Origin of the sequence: Paenibacillus sp. PastF-3, assembly GCF_029893135.1 — a bacterium.
GTDB lineage: Bacteria > Bacillota > Bacilli > Paenibacillales > Paenibacillaceae > Paenibacillus_AQ > Paenibacillus_AQ nitricinens.
In genome coordinates, this window is record NZ_JARXWM010000018.1 from 37,133 (window position 1) to 57,942 (window position 20,810).

At 42.3% G+C, this 20,810-nt stretch carries 17 protein-coding genes and 1 riboswitch; all 17 genes read right to left on the minus strand.

Annotated features, from left to right (window positions below):
• Nucleotides 1-17: 17 nt before the first annotated feature.
• Nucleotides 18-1,130: a cysteine desulfurase family protein gene (locus M2444_RS26665; protein WP_094877095.1), complete on the minus strand. Its 1,113-nt coding sequence runs from the start codon at nucleotides 1,128-1,130 to the stop codon at nucleotides 18-20.
• A 51-nt stretch (nucleotides 1,131-1,181) separates the two neighbouring features.
• Nucleotides 1,182-2,219 carry a tRNA 2-selenouridine(34) synthase MnmH gene (gene mnmH, locus M2444_RS26670; protein WP_094877096.1) on the minus strand — a complete coding sequence of 346 codons (1,038 nt, stop codon included), beginning with the start codon at nucleotides 2,217-2,219 and terminating at the stop codon, nucleotides 1,182-1,184.
• Between the two features lie 57 nt (nucleotides 2,220-2,276).
• Complete coding sequence (selD, locus tag M2444_RS26675; protein ID WP_094871799.1) at nucleotides 2,277-3,335, minus strand: selenide, water dikinase SelD; 1,059 nt, start codon at nucleotides 3,333-3,335, stop codon at nucleotides 2,277-2,279.
• 247 nt (nucleotides 3,336-3,582) lie between these two features.
• Nucleotides 3,583-4,392 carry an alpha/beta fold hydrolase gene (locus M2444_RS26680; RefSeq protein ID WP_179281653.1) on the minus strand — a complete coding sequence of 270 codons (810 nt, stop codon included), beginning with the start codon at nucleotides 4,390-4,392 and terminating at the stop codon, nucleotides 3,583-3,585.
• Between the two features lie 105 nt (nucleotides 4,393-4,497).
• Nucleotides 4,498-4,683, minus strand: a riboswitch (cyclic di-AMP (ydaO/yuaA leader).
• Between the two features lie 221 nt (nucleotides 4,684-4,904).
• Nucleotides 4,905-5,078, minus strand: coding sequence for a hypothetical protein (locus tag M2444_RS26685; protein WP_179283680.1), 174 nt, complete (start codon nucleotides 5,076-5,078; stop codon nucleotides 4,905-4,907).
• A gap of 84 nt (nucleotides 5,079-5,162) precedes the next feature.
• The gene (locus M2444_RS26690) at nucleotides 5,163-5,957 is read right to left on the minus strand and encodes a Nif3-like dinuclear metal center hexameric protein (RefSeq protein WP_280788487.1); all 795 of its coding nucleotides are present in this window, start codon (nucleotides 5,955-5,957) and stop codon (nucleotides 5,163-5,165) included.
• Nucleotides 5,958-6,068: 111 nt separating this feature from the next.
• Nucleotides 6,069-7,088, minus strand: coding sequence for an endo-1,4-beta-xylanase (locus tag M2444_RS26695; protein WP_094877098.1), 1,020 nt, complete (start codon nucleotides 7,086-7,088; stop codon nucleotides 6,069-6,071).
• A gap of 45 nt (nucleotides 7,089-7,133) precedes the next feature.
• Nucleotides 7,134-8,666, minus strand: a complete 1,533-nt coding sequence (locus tag M2444_RS26700) for a glycoside hydrolase family 43 protein (protein WP_094877099.1) — start codon at nucleotides 8,664-8,666, stop codon at nucleotides 7,134-7,136.
• A 47-nt stretch (nucleotides 8,667-8,713) separates the two neighbouring features.
• On the minus strand, nucleotides 8,714-9,616 hold the full coding sequence (locus tag M2444_RS26705) for a carbohydrate ABC transporter permease (RefSeq protein ID WP_094877124.1): 903 nt from the start codon (nucleotides 9,614-9,616) through the stop codon (nucleotides 8,714-8,716).
• Nucleotides 9,617-9,675: 59 nt separating this feature from the next.
• Nucleotides 9,676-10,644, minus strand: coding sequence for an ABC transporter permease (locus M2444_RS26710; protein ID WP_094877100.1), 969 nt, complete (start codon nucleotides 10,642-10,644; stop codon nucleotides 9,676-9,678).
• An 88-nt stretch (nucleotides 10,645-10,732) separates the two neighbouring features.
• Nucleotides 10,733-12,436 (minus strand): type 2 periplasmic-binding domain-containing protein, encoded by a 1,704-nt coding sequence (locus M2444_RS26715; RefSeq protein ID WP_094877101.1) that lies wholly within the window; start codon nucleotides 12,434-12,436, stop codon nucleotides 10,733-10,735.
• A gap of 115 nt (nucleotides 12,437-12,551) precedes the next feature.
• Nucleotides 12,552-14,090 (minus strand): response regulator transcription factor, encoded by a 1,539-nt coding sequence (locus M2444_RS26720; protein WP_280788488.1) that lies wholly within the window; start codon nucleotides 14,088-14,090, stop codon nucleotides 12,552-12,554.
• Nucleotides 14,091-14,105: 15 nt separating this feature from the next.
• On the minus strand, nucleotides 14,106-15,911 hold the full coding sequence (locus M2444_RS26725; RefSeq protein WP_280788489.1) for a sensor histidine kinase: 1,806 nt from the start codon (nucleotides 15,909-15,911) through the stop codon (nucleotides 14,106-14,108).
• Between the two features lie 25 nt (nucleotides 15,912-15,936).
• Nucleotides 15,937-17,469 (minus strand): response regulator, encoded by a 1,533-nt coding sequence (locus M2444_RS26730; RefSeq protein WP_094877103.1) that lies wholly within the window; start codon nucleotides 17,467-17,469, stop codon nucleotides 15,937-15,939.
• Between the two features lie 196 nt (nucleotides 17,470-17,665).
• On the minus strand, nucleotides 17,666-18,727 hold the full coding sequence (locus M2444_RS26735; protein ID WP_280788490.1) for a bifunctional transcriptional activator/DNA repair enzyme AdaA: 1,062 nt from the start codon (nucleotides 18,725-18,727) through the stop codon (nucleotides 17,666-17,668).
• An 18-nt stretch (nucleotides 18,728-18,745) separates the two neighbouring features.
• Nucleotides 18,746-19,525 carry an isocitrate lyase/PEP mutase family protein gene (locus M2444_RS26740; RefSeq protein ID WP_280788491.1) on the minus strand — a complete coding sequence of 260 codons (780 nt, stop codon included), beginning with the start codon at nucleotides 19,523-19,525 and terminating at the stop codon, nucleotides 18,746-18,748.
• 172 nt (nucleotides 19,526-19,697) lie between these two features.
• On the minus strand, nucleotides 19,698-20,612 hold the full coding sequence (locus M2444_RS26745) for an EamA family transporter (protein WP_280788513.1): 915 nt from the start codon (nucleotides 20,610-20,612) through the stop codon (nucleotides 19,698-19,700).
• Between the last annotated feature and the right edge of the window lie 198 nt (nucleotides 20,613-20,810).

The window sequence follows — 20,810 nt, forward strand, 5'->3', positions numbered from 1 at the left end:
CACCACTGGCAATCTATTCACAACAAATATCCTTTCAGCTTACCGATAACCTCATCGATCTCCGTTTTCGTCGTATACCGTCCCACACTAAAACGAACCGCTCCCTGCCCAATACTTGCTGAGACATTCATTGCCTTTAGAACAGGCGAAATCAATGTTTCTCCAGAATGACAAGCTGAGCCTGTTGAGGCAGCCACATCTTCTAGCGAAGCAATCACTTCGTGACCCACAGCTCCTAGAAAGCTAATGTTAAGTGTGTTGGGCAATCGTTTATGCCTATGACCGTTCAGGTGAATTCTGTCGCCAAAAACCTCCTGCAATCGGTCATAGAAATAATCCGCAATCTTTTTCACACGTTCTCTGGAAGCAGAGTCCGAAGCAAGCTCACAGGCTTTTCCTAATCCAATAATGTAAGGTGTGTTTTCGGTACCTGCTCGTCTTCCCTGCTCATGACCTGCCCCATGAATCAATGGTTCGATGTGAATGCCCTCTCGGATGTACAGTGCTCCAATCCCTTTTGGCGCATATAATTTATGACCTGCCAGCGTTAGAAAATCCACCGCTAACTCAGCCACATCGAGTACTACTTTTCCAGCGGACTGTGAAGCATCGGTATGTACAAGAACACCTCGTTCGTGGCAGACCTCGGCTATTTCTTTGATCGGCTGAATCGTGCCCGTTTCGTTGTTAGAGTGCATAATGGAGACTAGTATAGTTTGGTCTGTAAGCTGCTTTTTCACATCGTCTACCTGCACCATTCCATACGCGTCAACAGGTACATAGGTAATCGTGTAGCCCAACTGCTCCAGATACTGACACGGTTTAATTACCGCAGGATGCTCCACAGCAGACACAATAATGTGATTGCCTTTATGTCGATAGGTTTGGGCGACTCCCTTGATGACGGTATTATTCGATTCACTACCCCCACTGGTGAAAAGCACCTCTCCCGGCGCACAATTCAGGAAATTAGCCACCTGTGTTCTCGCTTGCTCGATTCCGAGTTTAGCTTCTTGCCCCAAAGAATGACTGCTTGAAGGATTGCCAAAATGACCATAAAGATAAGGAATCATAACCTCTGCTACTTCCTTATCTACAGGTGTTGTAGCGTTATAGTCTAAATAGATCATTTGTACTGAGCCTCCTCTAAACCCCTCATACATCACGATACATAAAGCTTATTAAGCCTGATTATTTTTCAAAAAAGAACGCACCGCAACCTCAGCTTCATCTAAATTGTTCACCTTAAAGGTAACTCTCTCAATGCCTTCATACTGAGTAGACGTGTAATCGTATTTAGGATCATAGTAGTATTCTAACAGCAGCGCCACAGCTTCCCCGAACAAATCGGCTTGCAAGCACCGTTCGATTTCCGCCGCAATGGGGATATGAATTCGGGATTTGATACTTCGAAAGGCTGAAATACACTGTTCTTTATATTCTTCTGGACGATAATCCTTAAGGATTTGCTGCACTCTAGCTTGCAAAGGCAGTTCAATCCAAATCTGCGTTGCGGTCTCTTTTTGCTCGGTCATAAATGGAGGCATTACGACCTTCCCAATCTTCTTGCTCTCTGCTTCAAACAGTACATAAGGAGCATCCTCAAGCTTAATTAATTCTTCCAAAAGAAGACTATCGAACGTTTTCTGATTATTTGCCTGAAGTCCGATCTCGCCAAAGATAGAACCGCGGTGACCCGCCATTCCTTCCAAATCCAGAACGGGGTAGCCTTGCGCTTTCAGGCGGTGCAGCAGGTTTGTTTTGCCTGTCCCCGTATTTCCATGAATTACATAAGGCTTCGCCTTGAATTCAAAGGACTCCAGTTCATCGAGTACCCATTTACGGTAAGCTTTATAGCCGCCAATCAATCGGTAAGCGTGAATATCCATTAAAGAAAGTACGGTCGCAGTTGTACGGCTGCGCATACCTCCCCTCCAGCAGAATACAGCCTTGTCCCCTTGAATCTCAGCAAATTCTTTGACAAAGGAAGGTAGCTTCGCCGCAGCAATCTCCAAACCGCGTTCTTTCGCAGCCTGCACACTTGTCTGTTTATACAGCGTACCTACTTCAGCTCGTTCCTCATCGTCAAAAAAAGGAATGTTCAAGCTCTCTGGCAATGTCGCATCTTTATATTCAGAAGGAGATCGAACGTCGATAACGGTGATCTGCTTCTTATTCTTTAACACTCTTAGTTCTTCCAGTGTAATATCCTGAAACAATGCGCTCTCTCCTCTGGTGGCTAACTTCTTAGGTCGCCTCTAAGCTGAACTCCATCGTTATTGCGCAGCTATAACTGCAATCTGACCCGGATGTTCTTTCGTGACCTCTCCTATCAATGCCGCTTCTACACCTGCATCTACTAACTCTTTTAGCAAATCCTCACTTTGTTCAGGAGCAACAGAGATTAGCAATCCACCAGAAGTCACAGCATCACACAGAATATAGCGGCTTAATTGATCCATCTCCTCCGGATAAAGAATACTGCCCTCCAAATGGGCAAAGTTATTTTTAGTGCCACCTGGAACAAAGCCCTGCTCCGCGAGCTCTCTTACTCTTGGCAGCATCGGTACATCCCCTTGACGAATAATCAGTCCGTGATTACTTCCCTTTGCCATTTCCGAGGCATGTCCCAGCAGCCCAAATCCGGTAACATCTGTACAAGCATGTACATCATAGGGCTCCATGACTTCAGCCGCTTTTTTATTTAGTGTAGACATGACTGTCGTAAGGCGTGTAGTTTCTTCTGGGGATAGCTGATCCTTTTTAATAGAAGTCGTTAAGATGCCCACACCGATAGGTTTGGTCAAAATCAGCTTGTCTCCTACCTGCGCACCTGCATTCGTTCTTACTTTGTCCGGATGCACAAGGCCCGTAACAGCCAATCCAAATTTAGGCTCTTTATCGTCGATCGAATGTCCGCCCACAAGCGTTGCTCCTGCTTCCTGCACTTTATCCGCTGCACCGCGCAAAATGTCACCGAGAATGCTTTTGTCCAGAACAGAAATAGGGAAGGCCACAATATTAAGCACCGTAAGCGGCTTACCGCCCATAGCATAAATATCACTTAATGCATTGGCTGCTGCAATTTGCCCAAAGGAATAAGGGTCGTCCACGATCGGCGTGAAAAAATCAACAGTCTGCACTAATGCTAGATCATCACTTAATCGATATACTCCAGCGTCATCACTGGTATCCAGACCTACAAGTAGATCCGGATTTGGAACGGTTGGTGGCAGACTGCGAATAACCTGCATGAGATCAGCAGGACCAATTTTGCAGCCGCAGCCCCCTTTTGAAGATAATGAGGTCAATTTTATGGTTTCGGCTTGAGACATCATGACTCAGCTCCTTTAAATAGTTAATGTCGAATATCTTTAATCTTACATCAGTAGACAGCATTGTACAAAATACAAAGCTACTAAAAAAGCTGGCTCACACGTAGCATTCACTACCCTTGAGTCAGCCTTTGGTTCGAAATCCAATTCTTTAGGGAAATCTGCCCTACAGCTCTAATGAAATAGGAGTGTCCCGCATAATTTCAATGGCTGCGGGAGCACTCCTTCTTTTCTCAATTTCATAGGATCAGCTAATCTGCTGAGTGCCCTGCTGCTTCTCCAAAAAACGTTGAAGAATCGCATTAAACTGCTCCGGCTGACACAGATTACTCGGATCTAATGCATTCGGGATAATCGCCAACTGCGCATGCGGCAATTGAGACACCATTTCCTTCATACAATTCACTCCAAATTCATTAAAGTCCCCTACAATACATAAAGCGGGACGGTTAAAAGCTTTTAAGCATCTGGTGTAATCCACATGGCTCGTGGCCAGCCTTTGCCGATATAACTCCCGTGGACGTTTGTCCAGCAGCCCTCTTCTAATCTCATTGTAGGCGAGACTCCAGCGCTCTCGGTACATCATCCGAATCGAAGGCAGCACCAGCTCGCTTGGGAGGTAATACATTAGCAAGCTGCAATACGCTGCCATAAGCTGTATTTTCCCTACAAGGGTTGATCCGTGGCTCCTACAGAAGCTATCCGCGACCACGATTGCTTTTACACGCTCAGGATATTGTTTGGCAATATGTTGCACGACTAAACCGCCATAGGCGATCCCAACAAAAACTGCTTCACGAACCCCCAGGTCATTTAACAGCATAATCAGATCCAGACATTGCGTTTCAATAATCTCATTAGGGGCCTCCAGGAGTTCACCTGACTTGCCATTCCCCCGTAAATCGCACAAAATCACTTTATATTTATCGGAAAAGTACTCCAGTTGTGGTTTGAACATACTGTGTGTTAATCCATGTCCATGGATAAACACAACCGGAGTGCCAGTTCCATTGATTTCGTAATAGAGCGAAGTTCCGTTCAGTTTAGCGATAGGCAAAGGTAACACCTCTTTCATAATAAATTCTACGACTGTATCTGCTTATAAACGCAGCAAAAAACCACAGAGGGATTCTCTGTGGCTATTCATCACTAAACACGCCATTCATCCTCTCTCCATACGCTTACGAGGTTAGCTGTCGGATTCGGGCAGTGAGAGTTGCCCTACCTGCAAGGTTGCATGTTATGCACCCGGAACAGGATTCACCCCATAACTAGTACCGATTGTTACACTGGTTCCCAGTTGTTGGTTCCCCCGCTTTCCTTAACGGAAATTAAGCGGACTTCATATGTAATTGTCAGTTATGTGATGAATCATACTCCGTGTAAGGTTTCTTGTAAAGTTGAGCTGTGGGCAAAATAATGTTGAAAGCCATGCTTTTCATTTCATATTGAGCATACACTTCGTTTTCTCTTTCTTTTGCTCTTGTTTACTCAATATATCTAGAAAAAGCCGAGCGGACATCAGAGATCAATCCCTGAACTACTCGGCTTCTTTATACAATCATATGGCTACAACAGATTGGCGTTTTTCAATGCATGCTCCCAGCTCGGAAAAAAGAACAGCGCACTTCTCATTAGATCAGGGTCGCTTTGCTTCACTTGCTTTTTGCTGATCGAGCTTCCATCGGTTTGAAGCTTTTTGATACGAGTTAACACTTCATCAGCCTCCAAAGGAATTTCCATTGAAACACTCCTTTCTCAGTGACCTGGTTTCCCATCATTTTCTCCATAATATGCAAATTTATTCTTCATTTCCATTTCGATGGACTACACTAGCTGATAGATCGGTTGTTCAGCAATAAAATAAGTAGGAATTATTCGATATTTCTGTGCCAGAACTTCAGCTAAATATTTCATTCCTGGAGCTTCACTTTCCGCATGACCTAACATAATCAGCGCTTTTGATCTGCCTTGATGGACTGCATCCCTCACATATTCTGGAGTTTCCCATTCCGGGCCCTCGCCAGCAATGATTAAATCAAGATTGTGCTGATTAAAAAGAGGAATAGCCATCGTCCCACCTCCTCGGTAACCTACTAATATCCCCACATGTCTGCATGTCTGTGATAGATCGCCGGCAACGCGTACGTAGGGGATGCCTAGCTTTCTTTTTATATACTGAGCCGCTTCACTTACCGTCATAGCTGGAATCGATAGGATTGTAGCAGTGGGTTGCTGCTCAACCACATAGGCTGACCATTCAAGCTCTCGTAGCAAGCCCACCATGATCCCATCCGGTTGATGCCGATGCCAATAATCATGATAACGAAAAATAGCCAGTTCAGAACGCTCAATCAAACTCCGTTTCGCGCGATACACAGGGTCATCCTCTAACCACTCGCTGGGATCATGATGACTGTAAAACACACCTTCGTGTGTAATTAACAAATTGGCGTTCATAGCAATCGCTCGTTCCACAACATATTGCGTAGCGCAAAATGCCGTAACCATCCCTGTAATCACCATTTCTGGATTCCCCGGCTTTAGAGTATCTACAGTTCCATCTATCTGTTCCACAGTTCCCATTAAATCTTCCAGAATCATTCTAATTGTCACGCTCACTTTAATCCGCCCTTTGAGATCTATTCTACTAATCTATCAACGTATAAATAACCCGCCCTTAATCGATATAAGGACGGGTTCACAGTTCATCATTTGAGCAGCTTGCCCACTCTATGATTTCATTTCAGAGGCGATCATTCGATGGAAAGCTGGCTTCGGCTTATGCCCTTCATCGAATAGGAACGGCCAGTTCTTCCGTCCACGAACAGGGAAATCATCCAGCCAAGTATAGTCATCTGCTGCTCCCCAGAACGTGACCGAGCTAATCACGTCACGGTATTCTTTCAGCAGGGCAAACATCGCTTCATATCGTTTGGCCTGCAGTTCAAGCATATCAGTTGGTGCAGCCCTTAGATCCTTACGTTTGTCATCGAAACGGAACATGGATACATCCAGCTCTGTCAGTTGGAGCTGAAGTCCTAAGGATGCATATTTCTCAATAGCTGCACGGATATCATCTAGACTAGGATCGTATAAATTCCAGTGTGCCTGCAATCCGACGCCATGGATCGGCACATCCTGTTCCAGCAGTGACTTCACCAGTTCATAGATTTTGTCACGTTTTAATGGATGGGATTCATTGTAGTCGTTGTAGAATAATAATGCCTTAGGATCAGCTTCATGGGCGAATTCAAACGCTTTGGCGATAAAATCCGGGCCCACAATGTCGAGCCACTTCGAATGGCGAAGAAGCTCTTCACCTTCATCGGCTATAACTTCATTGACAACATCCCAAGCATAAATATCTTCCTTATAACGCCCTACTACGGTCTGAATATGTGATTTAACTCGTGAGAGCAAAGTCTCTTTACTTACAGATCCACCGTTCTTATCCTCAAACAGCCAATCTGTAGTTTGGTTATGCCAGATCAAGGTATGTCCACGCATCGCCATATCATATTTCCGGGCGAAGGCAACCAGCTGGTCTGCCTCCTTAAAATTATAAATGTTCTCAAGCGGATGCAGACTCTCAAACTTCATCTCATTTTCAGCGGTGATACTATTGAAATGATAGGCAAGTAACTGCTCCTGTGATTGGATCGTCAATGGGTTGACGGCTGCGCCAATTTTGAAATCCTTAGCGAACACTGTCTTTAGTGCAGGCTCTGTAAAATCACTAGCTTGTCTCAACAAGTTCCCTCCTAACAAACGCAATTATATTCCGTATTCGACTTATTAAGACCGATAATCAAACCAATCAAAGTAGGCAGGTAGCTCAGCCACTTGACCATGACCTGACGCATATAAGCCGATAAGAACACCCGTAAATCCATTTCCTTTTACAGCTTGAGGAGATAATGGGTAGGCTAGAGCCTTAGATAGCTCAATCCACTCCTGCCCATCCAAAGCGTACAATAAGGTATATTCGGTTAGCTCCGCTCGAATTTTCAAATAAAGATGTCCAGCTGTCGTTGGAACCTCTGCCGCCACCTGTGTTATTCCATCAACGGTTAAACAAGCTACGATTACTCTTTGTCCATTTCTTTGCGATAGAGCAATCTCATAATGTGCATTCTCATCCAATCTCGCGCAAAGCCCAGCCTCGTCACCGTCCCTACTTGGGTTAAACTCCAGTAGTGTGCTCCATTCTGCTGAAGTATGCTGCTGTCTTCTACCTATAAAAGCTACCTGTCCGATATCACTAAGACCTTCAGGTTGACCCCGAAGAGACAGCCATCCCGGACGTTCCTCTAAAGACCAGCTTGCCTCAGCAGGATTACGGAGAAAGGCTAATGACAAGGGTAAGACTTCGTCATCAAAGTCATATCTTCCGCTTGAAGCAGGTTTAGGAGAGGAGCCGGGAACCCGCGGCACCTTCATTTCCAATCCTACAATATCTTCATTATTATCAATCATTGGCCATCCGTCTTCATTCCACGTTACAGGGGCAAGAAAGGTCTCCCGCCCAAGTACGGTATACTTGGATTCCACTAGTCTTACGCCAAGAAACACGGCCCACCAATCCCCGTTCTGATCTTCAATCAGATCGGCATGCCCTAAATATTGAATGGGACTCTCGGTTTGACTATGCGTTAATATTGGATGTGGTAATCGTTCGAACGGTCCATATGGAGAGGAGCTGCGGCCAACGATCTCCCGATGCTCCTTCGCCGTTCCTCCTGAAGCCGTCATGATATAATACATTCCATTTATTCGGTACAAATGTGGTCCTTCCGTCCAAGGTCCACCATCCCCAGTCCAGATAACAACAGGTTCTGTTAATGCTGCTCCCGTAGCAATATCTATCTCATATTGGATGGCATGGGAGTCATAATCTGCTCCCTGCTGGGTGGTTACATATACCTTTCCATCCTCATCAAACATTAGAGAAGGGTCAATGCCCCCATAAGGAATAACAATTGGATCGGACCACGGACCCGCCGGGTCCGTAGCCGTAACATAGAAGTTCCCCTTCCCGTGTACCTCGGTCGTTATCATATAGAAGGTTCCGTCATGATAACGAATGGTTGGTGCAAATATTCCACCAGAGCTCTTGCTTTTACGTGTATCTAGCTGACTTATACGATCCAGTACATGACCCATTTGTGTCCAGTGAATTAAATCCTGACTATGAAAAATAGGTACGCCAGGAAAATACTCGAAAGAGCTGCAAACTAAATAGTAGTCATCTCCTGCCCGAGTGATGCTTGGATCGGGATAGAAGCCCGGAAGTATTGGATTCGTGTATGTGATTGAAGATTGGGTCATGTTTTAACAAACAACCTTCCTATTCCTTAATAGTGATTGCAAGCTCCTTATTCCTTCACGCTTCCTACGTTCATACCAACTACAAAGTACTTTTGCATGAATGGATAGACTAGCAAAATTGGAACCGAAGCAACAATAGTAACCGCTGCCCTTATGGAAATTGGGGTAACCTGGTCTCTTACCGAATCCGCAGTCATTCCTGCCCCGTTGGCTACACTAGGGTTACCATTTGCATTCATACTAGAGGAGATCAACTTCATCAATTCATACTGCAATGTGCTCAAGTGTTGGCGGGAAGAGGTGTAGATAAAAGCATCAAACCATGCGTTCCAGGCACCTACCGCCACAAAAAGGGCGATTGTAGCAAGCACAGGTTTACACAAAGGTAAAACTACTTTCATAAAGATCTTGAATTCCCCAGCACCGTCGATTCTTGCAGATTCCATAAGACTTTCATGCAAGCCACCAATATAAGTGCGAATGACGATCATATTAAATGCACTTACCATAGACGGTATTACATATACCCAAAACGAATTAAGCAAATGAAGATCCTTAATCAGGAAATAATTTGGAATCAGACCCGCATTAAAGTACATAGTAAGGACAAATACAAAGGTAATCTGCTTGCGGAAAACATATTCTTTCCGGCTTAACGTATAGGCAAGCATCGTGGTCAAAAATAGATTCAGGACCGTAGATAACACTGTTCGTGCTACCGAAATCCAAAAAGCAGGAATAATTGTACCAGAGGCAAAGACGGCTTTGTAGTTTTGTATGGTCCACTCTCTGGGCCATAGATAAATGCCGCCGCGAATAGTATCATTTCCGGCATTCAAGGAGACTGCTATAGTATTTAGGAACGGATATAAGGTAACTATAACTAGGCATACCATAAAAATAGTATTAAAGGTGCCGAACACTACTGGTTCGATTCCCATATTTCTCATACGTTTTCCAACATTGTTCTTTGGAGATCTTTGAGGTATCAATTGAGTTTTTTCCATGATTATAACAGCCTCTCTTCCCCTAGCCGCTTCGCAGTCCAGTTAGCAAATAGCAGCAATGTTACACTTACGACTGTTTTAAATATGCCACCCGCAGTGGCTAAGGAATAATTCCCTTGCCCAATTCCGTATTTCAATACAAATACATCTATCGTTTCCGACCAGTCTATAGTAAGCCCGTTCCCTAACAAGTACGGAACCTCAAATCCAACGTCCAGTACATGCCCTATGGACATTATCATCAGGATTACAATGGTTGGTTTAATTCCCGGCAAGGTAACATTGGACATTTTTTTGTACCGGTTAGCCCCATCAATCTCAGCAGCCTCATATAAAGCTGGATCTATAGAAGCAATTGCAGCCAAGTAGATGATTGTACTCCATCCAACCTCTTTCCAAACGGTTGAAGCACCCACAATACCCCAGAAATACTTCCCTTCACTCAACCAAAGGATCGGTGAATCGATAAGATGTAATTTCATGAGAACGATGTTGACAATCCCGTCGTTAACCGAGAGGGAGACACCTACAATCCCTGTTACAATAATCCAAGAGAGAAAGTGAGGCAAGTAGGATATGGTCTGCACTGTTCTTTTCCAAAATACATTTTTGATTTCATTAAGAAGTAAGGCCAATGTTATCGCGGTTATAAATCCTAAAAAGAAATTAATTAATCCCATACCCAGTGTATTTCGTAGTACCCTTAAAAAAGTATCGTCCGTAAATAGAAACTTGAAGTGCTTTAGACCAACCCATGTCTGTTCGCCAAAAGCCTTAGCTGGTTTATAATCCTGAAAAGCCATCGTCCATCCCCAAACAGGGACATAAGCAAATAGTATAATATACAGCATCAATGGAACTGACATCCAAATCAGCTGTTTCTGATTCTTAATCAAGGTCATCGTAATCGGTTGCTTCTTTTTTCTTTTAGGATGCCGGTTAACCTTTTTTCCCGTTAGAATCTCATCCATATATAGTTTCTCCCCACATCATCCAGATATTTCAGAAAGTGGCTGGCTTTAAAAAGCCACCACTTTCTGATTTTTAAGCAAGATCTAACTATTTAACACTCCAAGTATCAAATCTCCATTTAAGCTGTTCATTGATTCTGTCTTCGTAGGCTTTAATATTCGTTTTATGAAGTTCTCCAACAAATTCAGTCCAAACTTTATCGAAATTGGAAGGACTAGCCAAAATCGCTTTTGGCAGGAACTTGGTTTTCAAATCACCCATCTTCGTATCGGCAATTTTCGCATCAGAATTTTCAACAAGATCTATGGACCATGCAGGGTAAGCTACTGGGTTCGGTCCAGGCTTACTGAAGAAATCCACATAACTGTTGAAGCCATAAGCATCAAGGATTTCTTTATCATACGCTTTCAACCCTGCCTTGTACTCTTCTGGTTGTGCTGCGGCATCCGTTGAGTTACCATCTGCAAAGTATCCTTGCAATTTCGGAGCGGTAGCGTACCAAGCTTCTGCTTTGTTGCTAAGCTTCCATGTAGCATCAGCTGCATGGTCCCGTTGCTCTTGATTTCTCATAAAGCGACCATTTTCCACTTGATAATCTTCGCCTTCAATACCCCAGGTAAAGATTTTTTGCCAATCTTCCTCAATTAAGGTATCCATAAGTTTAATGATTTTCACTGGATCTTTAGCATTAACAGTGATCCCAAAACCATTATTCAAGTTAAGTGCAGGGCGATCTAGATAGTAGTCTTTGGTGTTCGTATCATACACAAGAGGAAGTCCAACATAAGTTCTTTCATCTTTCTTTTGTGTGGTAAGAGAATCTTCAGCCTTTTGAAAGTTCCAGTGCTGATCAAACATTCCCAGAACGGCACCGCTGGACAATTTAGCTAAGTATTGGTCATAATCCATTGTAAATGCTTCTTGGTCAATAATGCCCAATGCATTCATTTCATTAAGCTTCTTATAGTACTGCTTTGCATAGTCTTTATCTGCAAAGATTTCTGCTACGTTATCCTTAACTACTACTCCGCCATCATTAGGATGCCCGATCAGATGCTGAGGAGCGTTAAACAATCCCCAGTTTCTCCAATCTTTGTTATGAATCTCAAACCCAACTGTTGGCTGTCCATCAATGGTTGGATTTTTCTCTTTATATTTAACGATAAGATCGAAATACTCGTCCAAAGTTTTAATCTTTGGATAACCGGCATCTTTAAGTATAGCTTTCTGAATCCAGAAAGCTGGGCCAGAGTAATAGGTTGAATTCACATCACCGTTATACGCACCATAGTTTGGAAGTGTATAGATATGTCCATCATTAGGATCCTTCATCATGTTCCAGTAAGCTGCGTAATGCGCTTTCAAATTCGGAGCGTATTCTTCAATCAAGTCTTCGAGAGGAATAAATGCGCCTGCTGCCGTCAGTTGGGTATTAGAACTCATCAGATCCGGATAATCCGAACCGGCAATCATAACGCCAAGCTTCTGTTTAAGGTCTCCTGCCAAGAATTCAAAATTAAATGATGCGCCTGTCTTTTCTTTAATCATCTTGTAAATTTTGTTATCTGGTGTTGGTTGCTGACCTGCTTCTCCAAGAAAGATACTAACCTCAAAAGGCTCTATCTTCTTGTCATCGGTTCCAGCTGCATTTGCAGCTGCTGTTTCTGCTGGCTTGTTTTCTCCCTTAGCAGTATTACCGCTGTTATTTCCACCGCACCCTGCTAGGGTAAAACTTAGGGATAATACAGCAATCAAACTAAGCTTGAACTTTGATATTGACTTGCCCCCCATAAAGCACCTCCATATTTTGTTGGTGTAGCAACATTGTAAGCCCTTACAAGTTAAATTATAGAGGTGATGGTGCCACTGATAATACGCCAGAACTAAAGGTGTACCCCCAAAAAGTTTAGGTATTCTGATGTTTAAATTCATTAGGGCTCATACGCATCTTTTTTTCAAATTGTTTCAGGAACTGACTATAATTGGAATACCCCACTTTTTCAGCGATCTCACTGTTTTTCAGCTTGCCATGTTGAAGTAAACGTGTGGACTCCTTAATCCGGAGGTCATGCAGCTGCTCATTGAAATTAATTCCATTCTTCTTGATCAATAATTGTCCTAGATACACTGGATGCAGGAAGAATACCTCTGACAGCTTCTTAATCGTAAGGTTTTCACGATAATGTTCTTCAATATAGTTGTTAATTTCCTGTACAATTCCCTGCGATCTTTGGCTTTGTTCTTGTAGAAGAATATCAATACTCGCTTCCCCGCATGCTAGTAAATTACGCATTAAATCGTTCAACTTCATCATAGAGTCCCGCATTTCAGGGATTGTGATTTGGGTTAACAAGGATGATACCTGAACTTCACTAGCTCCAGAAGTGAACTCAACAATCTTATACATAATATGAATAACGATCTTCTTCACAACCTCTGGAGCAATGCGCATCTCACGAAAACTACGGGAAGCCAAGCCCACAGCTTGTTTAAAGCCTTTTTTGTCTAATGTGTTAATAGGCCTCATTAAGTCATCCATCAGCCCAATTTGATCATAATGATAGCTGAATGGGCTATCCTTGGTTCCCTGATAGCTTAAGAACCCCGAATGATCAGAATTATAAAAATAAAACATTAACGTTTCTTTTGCCGTTCGGTAGCTATTCGCAAGTTGAAATAAGGAGCCTTCACTAGCCCCTACTGCAATATACATGGCTTGCTTAGGTTGTTTATTCAGTAAGGGAGCTACTATATCATATATTGCAGCACCCTCATCAGACTCCGAAGGATATCCGTATACGATGCCGAAGCAATACGCCTCCAGATCCATCAGAAACATCGCCTCCGTATTCGTTAGGAGAGCTACTGCCTTCTCTCTTATTTCCGTATACATCTTCGGGTCTGTCTGTAGTAAACAAATATTCCAAAGGCTTTTTTCTTCCGATAAACGGGTAAGTACGGTAACATCCGATTTATCTTCCACTTTCTCATTCAGAATTCGCTTCAGAAGAGAGACAACTTCCTCTGAGGTTGCCATTTGGTTTAAGCTTCGCTTTTGAGACTCCTCTTCTAATTCCTGATAGATCTCCTTCAGTTCTTCTGCCGCCTCTTCTTCAAAAAGCGGCTTCATCAGATAATGATTAATGCCATATCTTATAGCTGTCTTAGCATATTCAAACTCACTATAACCGCTCAGTATGGCAAATTTAATCTTCTTTGTCTCCTCTTGCTGCCAGGCTGCAACCATCTCCAGGCCATTCATCAGCGGCATATTTACATCTGTAATGACAAGATCCGGCAAAAGCTGCTTTATTAACTGTAAGCCCTCTTTGCCATTACTGGAGGTTCCACACACCTCAAAGCCAAGTGCCTGCCAGTCTATCCATATTTGCATCCCCTCAAGAGCGCTAGGTTCATCATCGATCAACAATACTTTGTATTTCATAGGCTCCCTCACCTTCTAGCTATTTTTTCGTTCCAGGAGCTTTAGCGGAATGCCAAACGTGACAACAGTCCCTTCATTTGGGACACTGTTAATTTCAAAGCGAACCTGATCATCATAATATAACTCCAGTCTCCGATACACGTTACGAATTCCGATATTCGTCCCTGAAGAGGCTTCTTCATTTTGAACATTAAATAATATTTCTTTAAGCTGGCTTGGTTCGATCCCTTTGCCATTATCTGAAATCGTAACTTGCAAACGGCCGTCCACGATTTCCGTTTTTACTCTAATGATGCCGAGTCCTTCTATGGCCTGCAGGCCATGTTTGCAGGAATTTTCTACTAACGGTTGCATGCTTAGCTTTGGAATTTTATATTGCAGCGACTGCTCATCGATCTCGAATTGATATTCAAATTTATCCCTGAACCGGAATTTCTCAATTTTTAAATACATCTCAATAAAGGTCATTTCTTCTTCCAATGTAACGAGATCTTCCTTCCAACTCAGCAGTCTTCTAAGTAATTTTGATAAGCTCTTAATAATATCTGTAACATCCGAGTAATTGTTTTTGGTACAGACAACCAGAATGGCATTTAACGTATTAAATAAAAAATGAGGGTTCATCTGACTTTGCAAAAAATTCAATTCAGCCCTTACCCTTTCCATTTCCAGACTATTCTTCTGAATCTCCAGCTTGTAGACATCATTGATCAGAGAATTAATTCTAGTAGTCATCATATTAAAATTCCGTATCAAACCACCAATCTCGTCTTGTCCTTCATCGATTTGAATCAAATCGAACTTCTCATTCGTTACTTTCTGCATATGCCTAGACAGCCGCTTTACTCGATAATTGTAGGATCTTAACATCACATATAAAAAGATTGTTGTGAGCAAAGTGACAATAGATGCCAAAATACCTGCATAAATCCTGATCTCCATTATCGCTTGAACAATTCGCTCACCTTGTGTAATTCCTATTAATCGCCAGCCTTTAATATAACTAGCACCACCAATAGATACAATATGGAGATCTTCCTTACGCTCAACATCCTGCAGCTTAAACACAGGATAAGGGTCCCTCGTACCTCTCTGATATCCACTCTGTGCAGACATAACAATTTCGTCCTGCTCATTCACGAGATAAAGGCTTAAATAGTCCCTTTCTCTAATAATTACGTCATAAATTTTGCTAAGATCCAAATCAATCCGAATCAGCTTTGTATATTCATTCAATGAACTGTACGCATCCATTTGCTCAATTACACTGAAATAAGGAGCCGTGGAGGCCATATTAGGTACCTCACTCATATGATAGGCTGCAAGAAGAACATGTTTATTAGCAGCCTGTGTTTGCTTATACCATTCGCTCTCCTTTACCTTGTCAGTGATGACCTGATAATTACTGCCCGAAACAATAGAGTCATTATTCGTAAATACGGTAATTCGTTCAATTTGATTGTTGACCGGCATATAACCGTTCATCCGACCCCTAAGATGTTGATCGAAAGTATCATAAAATTCAATAGAGTTGTCATATTTTCGCTCAAGCCACTCATACAGATTCTTATCGGAAGACAGCGCGTAACTGACGGCTACTCCTCCCTCAATAAAATCATGGATATCCTTTCTTGCTCTCTCTAATGAGATCTCTAGATTCTGCTGCTCTCTTGATTTGATCAGGTCCGAGATCCGATCCAAAAAAACTAGGTTGATGATAATAATAGGGAGTAGAACGCCTATAACGTAAATGAGGGAAAATTTATAGTTCAGTGGAATGTCATTCACTACTTTTCTAAATCTGAATTTTCTTCTCTCCATACGAAACACCTTGCTTCCCCAAAAGCTATTGATTTTTATTTTCATTTTTATAAACAGAGGGTACTACCCCTGCAATCAACTTGAATTTATCTATAAAATAGTCTGTATTTGAGAAGCCCACCTGCACAGCGATATCCGATATTTTCAACTGCGTTCGTTTAAGCAGACTTTTGGCTTCCTCAATCCTTTTACCATTTAAATATTCACAAAAGCCCTGACCCGTTTGTTTCCTGAACAGCTGTCCCAAATAGGTAGAATTGATATGAAATTGTCGTGCTAAATCCTGAAGCTTCAGCTTATTCCGATATTCACAATCCACATACTGAATCACCTTGTAAATCGTATTTTGTTCATTCTGCTGCTCTAGATCAGATAGATAGACCGTCGCCAGCATACACAGGCTTTGAACATAGCGGCTTAATACCAAATAGTCATTTAGTTCGCCTAGATTTCCATACTCTTGCTGTAGCTTTATCATCATCGTATCAGGGGCACCATTCATTTGAGCTATCAGTGTACAGATCGTTAGCTCCAAATGAGCCACTTGAGCTTGCACGACCTCGATCGTCAACAGATTCTCTACGAAAGAAGCGAACGTTTCTTTTATACATGGCTGTATCTGCTCTACATCATTCGCTAGTACCTTATCCAGCAGCAGTTTGAAGTGATCCTCATGGTGTTCCTTCTTCTTTAGGGTCCTAAGCTCACAATAATAAAAGATCCCATTCTTCTGCTGATGTTTTTTTCGTTTCCATACATCAAGAGCTTGCGTATAGATTTCTCGAATCGAGCAGATCCCAATCATTCTAGTACTAATTGCTAGGAGGACCGGTTCATGAAATTGTTCAGTGATATCCGACCGAATTTGGTTGATGATCGCATCCAGACTCTCATTATCAATAGAAGCAGATTCAAGGATGATACCTGTTCTTCCCGATCGATCTTGAAAGAAATTAGTACATTCCTTAGGAAAATAGTCGACGATACGTGGATGGAATGGATTCATAGACGTGGCTGGTTCGATAAGGATACACATTAACTCTGCATTTGCATGAAGCTTCAACGTGGTCTGGGTTAGAAGCTCTAAATTTTCGTTATACTCGCCTTGAATTAGGCGGTTGACGATATTGTTTACAATAAAGAATTGTTTCTTATCAAACTCTTCCTTGGAAGCGATTTCATTTCGGATTACAGGCGTAATCCTGCTTAATAAGGACTCTATTTCATCATCATCAATAGGTTTTAATAAATAGTCATTCACTCGTTGTTGCAATGCCGTACGTGCATATTTAAAGTCGTCATACCCGGTCAACACCACAAATTTCGGGGGCATTGTCATGACTTCATTCAACTGTGCGATTAGCTCTAGTCCGTTTATAACCGGCATATTAATGTCCGTTAAGACCAATTCCGGTTTATATTCTTGTATAAGTTTCATCGCTTCTGAGCCATTTTGAGCTTCAGCACACACTTCAAAACCGTATTTACCCCAGTCTATCATCGTTCTCAGCCCTTCAAGTACCCAGGGCTCATCATCTACGATCAGAACCTTCAACATAATCTTCGCTCCAATCTTCTTAAACTATGGCTGCGTTTTCTTATAAAAATATATATTATGCTATCATAATTGGATATTCTTGTGAATTAATAAATTTCCCTTCTTTTGCTTGGACTAGTATTATTCCCCTTATAAAAACAACAAAAAAACGATGTACCCAGACTTCAGACACATCGAAAAAGTACACTTTTAGTTGCTATTCTACCTTTGAACTAAGGTTGTTCTCATGATGGATTAACCATTCTTTTCTTGCGATCCCGCCGCCATATCCCCCTGATTCACCGTTGCTGTTTATCACCCGATGACACGGAACTAAGATTGATAATTGGTTCGCTCCATTAGCTCTGGCTACAGCACGACACGCCGCAGGATTGCCAATATTCTCTGCAAGCTCCTTGTAAGAGACCGTTTGTCCTACAGGAATTCTCCGAAGTTCATTCCATACCTTTTGCTGAAAATCAGAGCCAATATAACGAATCGGCGTTCTGAATTCTGTAAGTTTTCCTTCGAAATAAAGATTTAATTCCTCCTCAATCTGCGCTAGTACGGGTACATTTTCAGGCAAAATAGTTGCATTTAAGCGGGTGCGTAGTTTCTTAATTTCGTTCTCAAGCCCTTTTCGATCCACAAATTCCAGCAGTAAAAGACACTCTTCATCTGAGATCGCAAGCATAGACCCTAAGATCGTTTCTATCCAGGTACAATACAATACTTTAATCTGCTTGGAATGATTGGGGACAGTCCCCATCGTTCGTGAAAAAGCATCCCTAAACCCATTACTCGAATCGTACCCGCTGTCCAGTTGTGCGTTAATAATTGAATCCCCATTCCTGATATGTTTGAACGCCAGCCCTAAACGTCTGGAACGTGCATATTCAATAAATGTCATTCCGAATTGCTTCTTAAATTGCCGGCGTGCTGTATTTGCACTCATGGACAGCTCATCAAAATCTTTATCTGTCCATTTTCTTTCCGGATTAAGCTCAATAGCTTCAACAAGAAGCTTAACCTCTGAAGACATTTTCGTGGGATTGGACAAAGGCTGGCATCTTTTACAAGGTCTATACGACGCTAACAAAGCTTCTTTGGCTGTTGCAAAAAACTCGCAATTTTCTTTATATGGCTTTTTAGCGGGACAAGTTGGCCTGCACATGATCCCTGTTGTCCTCACGCCTACGAAAAATACGCCTTCATAATTGGAGTTTTTTTCGACTAACATCTCATAATATTTATCGATTTGCTGTTTATTAGTGATCATAGTGTCGTTAGCTCATTTCTAAATAATGTGCGCGGATAGCTGCAGAATGGTTCGAGCATCTTCTTGAAGATTATGCTGTGCCTGAAAGTAACTATACGGTCCATAGCTAATTCTTTTTACACCCAGCTCCTGTAATTCAGCATTTGAAATCATTCCGTCCATCACCATGACATTTACAGGCAGTGGTGACTGCTGCACAAAATGTTCTATCAGAATTCGATCGGTAAGCCCCGGAATAAAAATCCCATCCGCTCCAGCAGCAGCGTAAGCACAGGTACGCTCTATTGCTTCATTCACTAAATCCAAAGAATGCTTCCTATTTTTGAAAAAGAGATCGGTTCTGGCATTCATAAATACACTCTTTTGAAGTTTGGCTGCCACTTGCTTTATAGTTCGAATACGATGACTTTGTTCCTCGATTGCCCATAATTCATCGTCCGGATGATTCACCTTTTGATCCTCGAAATTGATCCCACAGATGTCTAGCTGGAATAATTGTTCCATGTTATTGGCTAAGGACTCTACATCTACAGCATACCCACCCTCAATATCTACCGTCAATGGCACCGATACATGTTCTGCTATTCTTGAAACATACCACAGTAGCTGCTCTAATGAAAACTGTTCACCATCCGAATATCCCCATGCGTCTGCCATAGCGAAGCTACTTGTGGCTATAGCCTGTGAACCCGCTTGTTCTATCGCTTTAGCTGAGGCTACATCCCAGCAGTTATACAGGATTAGCGGATTTTCTTGATCGTGTAAAGACTTAAAATAGTCATAGTCGTTTCGGTTCATCAGTGGTCATCTCCATTAAATAGAATAGCACCACTATATAATAGCCGTTGATCCGCCATACCAGAAAAATTAACACCAATCTTTTTCTGCAAAAAAAAACACCGATTGATGATCTCATCCTATAAGGACCTGATCATATCTTCGATGCTAGTTTACAGTTTAAAGTTCTGCCTTACGGAGTGACGGTTTTGGAGGATCGTTTGGGTGACTTTTTCCCTGTTCGCATCGGTATGATTTGTGGTGCAGCAATGCCGATCAGAACAACGAAAATTCCAACCCAGCGAAGTAGAGATACCTCTTCTTGCAGGACTAACACGGAGGCTACTACAGCTGCCGGTAACTCCGCCGCACCAAGAATCGTTCCCAGACCTGATCCCAGCTTCGGAACACCGATAGAAAAGAAAAGTACAGGAATAACTATACCAAGCAACCCCAAAGGAAGACCATACTTCCAAAGTCCGTCTGTAAGTGCTCCGTCATAAATAAAGGAAGGGGAAAAAACAACCATAATAATAATCATTGCACTTGTAGTCATATACAAGCTTTTATTCACAGCAGGTACCTGCGTAGCCACTCTCCCACTGACAAAAATATAAAAGGCAAACGACACCGCAGACATCAAACCGAAAACAATACCACTCGTAGTCATTTCGCCTACACTAGGTTCTAGAATCCCCCCAGCTAATATGGTTCCTATCAAAAGGATAACCATTGAAATTATTTTCTCTCGACTAGGCCATTTTCTATCTACAACAGCCTCCAGAATCACACCAATCCAAGTAAATTGGAATAAGAGAACAATCGCAATCGAAGCAGGTAATTGTTCAACGGCAAACCCATAGAAAATACCCGTCATACTAATGGTAATCCCCGCGCCTAATAACGAAGCACCGACCTTTAATCCGAGTTTTTTTCGGGAAAATAAAACAACTAACAAGAGCAGCATGCACCATCCAAAAAAGTATTGCGACCCGACCAGTTGCTGCATTCTAAATCCATCGTTCATTCCAAGCTTAACGATCGTAGACAGCGATCCATAACTACATGCTCCTATAAATACTAGTAAAGCATATTTGAGTAACTTCATATTCATCGTAATCTTCTTTCCTTTCTGTTGAACCGTCCTATTGAGCCGTCCAAATCACATAATAAAGCCCCTTGTCATCGATATGACAAGGGGCGACTGAAACCAAAGAATACATCTTTGACAAAATTCCGCCACTCCATCCACTGGATAGAGTTTGGTTTATTTACTTATAACAATACGAATTATAATATGATAAAT